6 protein-coding genes and 3 pseudogenes are annotated in these 6,884 nt (G+C 66.9%); 3 read left to right on the top strand and 6 right to left on the bottom strand.

The genetic code is table 11. The features are described 5' to 3' along the window. Positions 1-137 precede the first annotated feature (137 nt). Positions 138-572, top strand: a complete 435-nt coding sequence (locus ACGFMP_RS36815) for an IS5 family transposase (protein WP_393678404.1) — start codon at positions 138-140, stop codon at positions 570-572. 5 nt (positions 573-577) lie between these two features. On the opposite strand, the gene ACGFMP_RS36810 is transcribed toward ACGFMP_RS36815, so the two are convergent. From ACGFMP_RS36810 to ACGFMP_RS36800, 3 genes are read right to left on the bottom strand one after another with little or no spacing between them, the layout of a single operon-like run. After that, on the bottom strand, positions 578-880 hold the full coding sequence (locus ACGFMP_RS36810; protein WP_393678402.1) for an integrase core domain-containing protein: 303 nt from the start codon (positions 878-880) through the stop codon (positions 578-580). Further along, entirely contained in the window at positions 868-1,311 is a 444-nt protein-coding gene (locus tag ACGFMP_RS36805) for a hypothetical protein (RefSeq protein ID WP_393678400.1), read from the bottom strand. The genes ACGFMP_RS36810 and ACGFMP_RS36805 overlap by 13 nt, the downstream gene beginning before the upstream one ends. An 8-nt stretch (positions 1,312-1,319) precedes the next feature. Then, on the bottom strand, positions 1,320-1,517 hold the full coding sequence (locus ACGFMP_RS36800; RefSeq protein ID WP_393678399.1) for a hypothetical protein: 198 nt from the start codon (positions 1,515-1,517) through the stop codon (positions 1,320-1,322). Positions 1,518-1,825: 308 nt separating this feature from the next. Between ACGFMP_RS36800 and ACGFMP_RS36795 the strand changes: the two genes are divergently transcribed. Next, the gene (locus ACGFMP_RS36795; RefSeq protein WP_393678398.1) at positions 1,826-2,494 is read left to right on the top strand and encodes a hypothetical protein; all 669 of its coding nucleotides are present in this window, start codon (positions 1,826-1,828) and stop codon (positions 2,492-2,494) included. A 191-nt stretch (positions 2,495-2,685) separates the two neighbouring features. Here ACGFMP_RS36795 and ACGFMP_RS36790 read toward each other — a convergent pair. Next, a pseudogene (locus ACGFMP_RS36790) lies at positions 2,686-3,801 on the bottom strand (IS1380 family transposase); the annotation flags it as partial. A 292-nt stretch (positions 3,802-4,093) separates the two neighbouring features. Here ACGFMP_RS36790 and ACGFMP_RS36785 point away from each other — a divergent pair. Further along, positions 4,094-4,615: pseudogene (locus tag ACGFMP_RS36785) on the top strand (IS5 family transposase); the annotation flags it as partial. Positions 4,616-4,979: 364 nt separating this feature from the next. Here ACGFMP_RS36785 and ACGFMP_RS36780 read toward each other — a convergent pair. Further along, positions 4,980-5,549, bottom strand: coding sequence for a hypothetical protein (locus tag ACGFMP_RS36780; protein ID WP_393678397.1), 570 nt, complete (start codon positions 5,547-5,549; stop codon positions 4,980-4,982). Between the two features lie 246 nt (positions 5,550-5,795). Further along, positions 5,796-6,719: pseudogene (locus ACGFMP_RS36775) on the bottom strand (IS256 family transposase); the annotation flags it as partial. Between the last annotated feature and the right edge of the window lie 165 nt (positions 6,720-6,884).

Genomic DNA, 6,884 nt, shown 5'->3' with positions numbered 1-6,884 from the left:
CCAACCCCAAGCCCTACATCTGGACCAAGACCGCAGAGGACATCCTCGAACGCCTCGCCGGATATCTGAAGCGAATTCCCGACTCAGAAGACTAGGGCCTGTTGCCAAAGTGGATCTTGAATTGCGATGATCATGTTGTGGCGCGAGGGGATCTGACGGACTGGCAGTGGGCTCGGCTGGAGCCGCTGCTGCCGGTAGGGAAGAGGCTGGGCAGGCCGCGGACGTGGGCGCGTCGGCAGCTGATCGATGGGATACGGTGGCGGACCCGGGCGGGCACCCCGTGGCGGCACGTCCCTGAGCGATACGGCCCGTGGGACCGGATCTACGACCTGTTCCGCCGGTGGCAGCGGGACGGCACCTGGAAGCGGATCCTGGAGCAACTGCAGGTTCAAGCCGACGCGCAGGGTCTGATCACCTGGGACGTGAGCGTGGACTCGACTGTCTGCCGGGCTCACCAGCACGCCGCTGGCGCGCGTAAAAAAGGGATCTGCAGCGCGAGCCGCCCGGCGGGACCGACACCGAGCCTGTGGGGCTCAAATATAGGAATCGGTCTCTGGTCAGCGGCTTCGTAGCGATGTCAGCTGGCGATCTGGTACTCGTTGATGAGTCCGTCGAGGACCGGTGTGCGGTGGACGCGGTGCTTGGCGAGGTCGACGGGGCCTGGGGGCGCGGATTCAGCCTGCGATGGACAGAGCTGGCTCAAGGAGCGGTGGGGGCGGTGTTCGTTGTAATGTCCCGGGTACCTGGTGAGGGTTCGGTGCAGGTGCTGTTCGTTGAGGATGAGCGTCTGGTCGAAGAGCTCGCGGCGTAGGGTGCCGATGAGCCTCTCGCAGTGTGCGTTGGCTTTCGGAGCCTGAGGCGGACTTTTCAGGACGCGCACGCCGGCGGCGCTGAAGACCGCGTCGAATTGTCGGTGAACTGGCTGCCGCGGTCACGGATCAGATACTTGTGACCCATGGCGTTCATGTCGTGGTCCATGAGGAAGTTGCGGGCAGCCTGGGTTGTCCATGGGCCGGTGGGGTTGGCGGTGACGCCGAGCAGGTGGGCGCGGCGGGTGCCGTGTTCGAGCAGGACCAGGGCGTAGATGCGTGTGAGGTTGATGGTGTCGACGTGCAGGAAGTCGACGGCGAGGATGTGCTCGGCCTGGGCTTGGAGGAACTGCTTCCAGGTCGGTCCGCTGCGACGTGGGGCGGGGCCGGCGCCGTACTGCTTGAGGGTGCTCCACATGGTGGAGGCCGGCATTTTGTGGCCGAGGCGGGTGAGTTCGCCGTGGATGCGCCGGTGGCCCCATCCCGGGTTCTCTGCAGCCATGCGCAGGATCAGGGCTTGACTGCGGCAGCTGTCGGCGGGCGGCCGGGACGGCGGTACTGGCTGTAGTCCCACTTCTTCGCTACGAGTTTGCGGTGCCAGGCCAGCAGCGTGGCAGGGGAGATCGGGAAGACCTGAGCCCACCGGTGGCGCGGTATCAGACGTGAGAGCGCAGCGAACCACAGGCGGTCGGCTGGTTCGTAGCGCACGCGCGGAATCTGTCGACGCAGAACCGCGTTCTCGTGCCGCAGCACCAGCAACTCCGCATCTTTGGAGACCTCTCGGCGTAGGCGCAACGTGGGCAGCGACAGTAGACGGCGGGTGACGGCGTACAGCGTGGACAAGATCACGCAAACTGAACAGCGGCCACGACCATGCGCGCGGCGGGCAACGGTCTGCCCCTCCCTTCTACTCTCTGCCAACCACCCGGTGAAGACAAGACTGCAATTTTTGCTCTCAAACCCGGACACTCATCACCGGGCGGAGGTCTACGCCGCTCTCCGACGGGAGGACGATCATGTCAGAAATCCGGGATCCGCATGGCAGCCTGCAGCGCACTCTGTGGATCGGCGGCGCACAGTGGTCCGGCAAGACCACCGTGGCAGAAATCATCGCCAAGGAGCATGGCTTGACGGTGTATCACTACGACTATCACGACGCGCGCGGCCACCAGGATCGCCGGATCGCGCGCCGGGTCGCCCTGGGCGAGCCCGTGGGAGACCCCACCCCGGACCATGTCTGGGTGGAACAGAGCCCGAAGGAGATGGCCTCCGAGACGCTGGCCGGCTTCCCGCTCCGCTTCGAGTGGGCGTTGGACGACCTGCGCGCACTGTTCACCGTCCGGCCAGCGATCGCTGAGGGATGGGGACTGCGACCGGAGCTCGTCGCGCCGCTGCTCGACTCGCTCCGGCGAATGGTCGTCCTCGTCCCCACCGAAGACTTCCGCCACCACCAACTCCACACCCTTCCGCGTGCAGGAGCCCTCAGCGTCCCTGTCTCCAACCCAGCCCGCGCCCAAGCCAACCGCATCGCCCGCGACCGGCTGATCGCCGAGGATGCGGCACAGAACGCCCGCCGCCTCGGCATCCGCGTCATCGAAGTCGACGGCACGCTCAACGCGACGGCGGTGGCGGCGGAGGTGGCCGAGCACTTCGCCCCTTACCTGGGTGCGGCGACAGCTGCGTGAACGCTAGGGACAAGCGGCCTTCCACTCTTGATCGCCAGGACGCTGCCTAGACCAGCAGCGTCTCCGCGGGCAGGACACCGTCCCAGCGGTTGCGCCCGCCGCCGGCGTCCTGGGCGCCGGCCTGCTTGCCCGCCGGACGCACCGCAAGAACCCGGACCAGAGCTGGTTGCTGGCCGCGTGGTGGAGGGGGAGTGGAGGGGGAGGTTGCGCAGGCCGGTGTCGCGGGCGCCTCGGATGCGGTCCTCGGCGCGGGCGCGTTGGCGGTGGCGCAGTTCGAGTGCGGCGATCGCAGTTCCGGTGGTGTTCGTTGCGAAGCAGGTCAGGCGCATACCGGCGGCGTCGGTGAACCGCAACTGGGCGCCGGGATGCAGTCGTTCCTTGCGGACGATCAGCCGCATCCCCGCGGGCCAGCCCTTGAGGACGTCGCCAGCCACTTCGGCGACCCAGGCGCCGTCGCGGAGCTGGCCGTCGGGTTCACGGCCCGGGGCCCATGCCGGGGCCGGATCTGCGGCACGGCGTGGTGGACGGCATCGGTGATGGTCATCCCGACGGAGTAGGACAGCCACCGGCTGCGTGCGGTGAGCCAGTTGAGGAACTCGTGGGTGCCGCCGGCGGAGTCGGTGCGGATCAGGGTCGAGCGGCCCCGCCGGTGCTGTTTGGGTAGTTGGCCCAGGGCCAGTTTGGTGGTGGTGATGTGGTTGGCGGCGGTGTTGCTGCCGGCGTTGCCGGGCCGCAGTACGGCGGCCACGGGCTCCCCGGAACCGGCTGGGCCGTGGTCGACGAACGCGACCAGCGGATGATGCTCGAAGGTCTTCTTCCATGTCGCGGTTGCGTCCTGTTTGTCGGAGTGCGCCAGGACCAGAACACCGTCGATGTCCACGATGACCTGCCCGTCCGCGTCGGGGGCGTCGGCGCCGGCAAGTTTCCAGACGCGCTCGCGGACTTCGGCTCTGGTCCGACGGATCGCTGCCAGTGCGCGGGGACCGGTCCCGGCCAGAGTCTCGATCAGCCGTGAGACAGTCGGATCGGAAGCCACCGGGCCGAACAGTGCCGGTTCGACCCGCAGCAGTGCCACGTCCGACAGGCAATCACCGCCCAGTGCCACCGCCACAGCGGTCCAGCAGGATCTTGCCCGGATCGTGCACCGCCCGCGGCTTGCGCCACGGCGCCAGCGCCACCGATATGGCCGTGTCCAGACCCGTCTTGCGGACGGTCTCCACCAGCAGCACCCCGCCGGCCTGCGAGACCACCCCACCCCCGTCGCCCCGGACGCGGACGGGCGGATACGACCCGATACTCTTCTTCACCTGGGAAGTGCCTCTTTTGCTACCACGTACAGGACCTTCAGCAAGTCCTGTCGTTGCAGCTCAGAGGCACTTTCTGCTTTCTTGATCACCTGCCGGACACCGGCCCTCGTGGAAGCCCAAGGTTAGAGGTCCTAACAGAAGCCGTTGACGTGTGACTGTGGGCTTGGATGCTCGTTGGGCTGTCCGTGGGAATCAGGAACTCTCGTCCGTGGATCGTGTCGGACGAACTCTGGTCGCTGGTTGCGCCGTTGTTGCCTGGGCCGGGCCCGAAGGTGGTTGCGGGGGGGCCGAGCTTCTCGCGAAGCTGCGAGCGGCCAATCAGCTCGACTGGTCCCGGGCGGTGATCGACTCCAGTCACGTCAGGGCCGCTCGGCGAGGCCCAAAAGCGGTTCCAGCCCGGTCGACCGCGCACGTCCGGGCAACAAGCACCACGTCCTCGTCGACGGGCAGGGCATCCCGCTCGCGGTGTCACTGACCGGCGGGAACCGCAACGACGTCACGCAGCTGCTGCCTCTCCTCGCCAAGGTCCCGTCCGTTCGGGGCCCGGTGGTCGACCGCGGCGGCGGCCAGACACGTGCTCGGTGATCGCGGCTACGACCACGACAATTACCGCCGACTCGTCTGGGCACAGGGTGTCAGGTCGGTGATCGCCCGCCGCGGTGTTCCGCACGGCTCCGGGCTCGGAGTGCACAGGTGGGTCGTCGAGCGCACTATCGCCTGGCTGCACGGCTTCCGGCGTCTTCGCGTCGGCTGGGAACGACGCGACGACATCCACGAGGCCTTCCTCGGCGTCGCCACCTGCCTCATCACCCACCCACCGGCACGTCCAACGCCTTTGTTAGGACCTCTAAGGCGTGTCCGACGCCCAGGTGAGCGAGGGCGAGAAGGATCGGCGGCCAGCGCTCAGCCTCCACCAACGGGAATTGGTGGCACGGCGGTGCCGCCTCAGCTGATCCGCGAGTCCACCGGGTGGTGTCGGGGACTTGCCTTAGCGTGTCCTGGTGAATGTGGATGATCTTTGTCGGCAGTAGAGGAACCACGGCGGTGTCCTGCGGCGGCTCGTGGACATGCCTTCATGTCCGGCGCAGGTGATGGCATCGCAAGTGAGGATCAGGCACAGCCGGAGACCGGCGATCAAGACCGTGACCTGGCCGGATGATGTATCGGCAGCTGTAAGGTCAGTGGGTGGAGGGGCCGCCCGGACCCTCATACCGGTAGGGAATCCATCGGTACCCGGGTGCGAACTCCACGTACCCGGCCCCAAGGCCGAATGCGGCGTGGAGGTGGTCGGAGAGGACAAGGCCCGGGATGGTGCCATCGCGGAGTTCCTCCGCCCATTCGGTCCGGAGCTCTTCGAGGTCGACGAAGTCCTCCGGGTCCCAACCCACTCTGGCCGCGACGTAGCCGTCGAATCCCGCCAGCATCCGGTAGAGCTGGTGGGCGATTTCAGTCAGCTCAGCTGCCGTGAGCTGGAATCGCGGCAGGCTGCCATCGGCGAGACTCCCGGAGGCGACGGCCACCGGCAGGATCGAGAGTTCGACGTGGCGCTCGACCGTTCGCAGCATCGGCCGGTGAAGAGGGATGCGGTGGACACCTGCGCAGAGCACGAATGGCACCGGGTCCTTCAGCGCGGCCGTGCGTGCGGCTTCGATGTCGGCCCCGAAGTTCACTACTAGCTCGAAGCAGTTCGCCATAGGTGTGGCCCTCCCGGTTCCACTGGTGAGTCCGATGCTGCTGCGCTCCGTCATCCTGCGGAGTGCCCCCCGGCTGGCAGTGGATGGCGCCACATGACCGCCACTCTCGCCCCGCCACGAAACCATCACTCTAGCGGGGGAGCGACGAAGGCCGGCTCACCTCGGCCGACAAGTGAACCTCGACAACCAAGATCGTCCGTTGAGGTGACGCACTCTCACCTCAACGACCAGAAGGCTGCTCTGCATCGCTGTCTCCTCGTGTGGGTCTGTCAAACGAGCGATGTAACCGGGTTGTTGGGGTTACTGGCGGGCTGCTGAGAGTCGGCCGTCGAAGGTGATGTCGAAGGCGTTCAGGGCGGTCTTCCAGCGCATGGTCCAGCGGGCCTGGCCTTTGCCGGTGGGATCGAGCGACATGATGGCCATGGAGACGCATTTCAAGGCCGCGGTCTCGTTCGGGAAGTGGCCGCGGGCCTTGACCGCCCGCCGGATCCTGGCGTTCACCGACTCGATGGCGTTCGTGGTGCAGACAATGCGACGGATCTCGGTGTCGAACCGGAGGAACGGCGTGAACTCCTCCCACGCGTTCTCCCAAAGCCGGACAATCGCCGGATACTTCCTGCCCCATGCGTCGACGAACTCCGCGAACCGATCGAGTGCGGCTTCCTCGGTCGGGGCGGTGTAGACGGGCTTGAAGAGCTTGGCGATCTTGTCCCAGTCCTGGCGGGCGGCATAGCGGAAGGAGTTCCGCAGCAGGTGGACCACGCAGGTCTGGACGGTGGTGCGGGTCCAGACGGCCTCCACCGCGTCGGGCAGGCCCTTCAGCCCGTCGCAGACGAGCATGAGGACGTCGTTCACGCCGCGGTTCTTGATCTCGGTGAGGATGTGCATCCAGTGCTTGGCGCCCTCTCCGCCGTCGCCGGCCCACAGCCCGAGAATGTCCCGCCGGCCCTCGACGGTGACGGCCAGGGCCACGTAGATCGGCCGGTTCGCCACGGCGCCGTCGCGGATCTTCACATGGATCGCGTCGATGAAGATCACCGGATGGACCGGGTCGAGGGGCCGGTTCTGCCACTCGGCCATGCCGTCGATGACCTTGTCGGTGATCGTGGAGATGGTCTGGCGGGAGACCTCGGCGCCATGGACCTCGGCCGGATGGGCCTGGACCTCACCGGTCGTCAGGCCCTTCGCGGACAGCGAGATCGCCATCTCGTCCACGCCGGCTAGGGGTCAAGGGGTCGCAGGTTCAAATCCTGTCGTCCCGACCAGCGTTTTCGCAGGTCGGAGGCCGTTTCCGCAGAGATGCGGGGGCGGCCTTTTCGTGTGTCGTGGTCGTTGTGAGCGCGTTGTGAGCGCAGGAGTTTTCCTGGGTTGGTGGCGTAGCCGACCCGG

The sequence above is a fragment of the Streptomyces sp. NPDC049040 genome (assembly GCF_043197715.1).
Lineage (GTDB): Bacteria > Actinomycetota > Actinomycetes > Streptomycetales > Streptomycetaceae > Actinacidiphila.
Note: the sequence above shows the minus strand (reverse complement) of the source record. Positions and strands in the feature narration are given on the sequence as shown.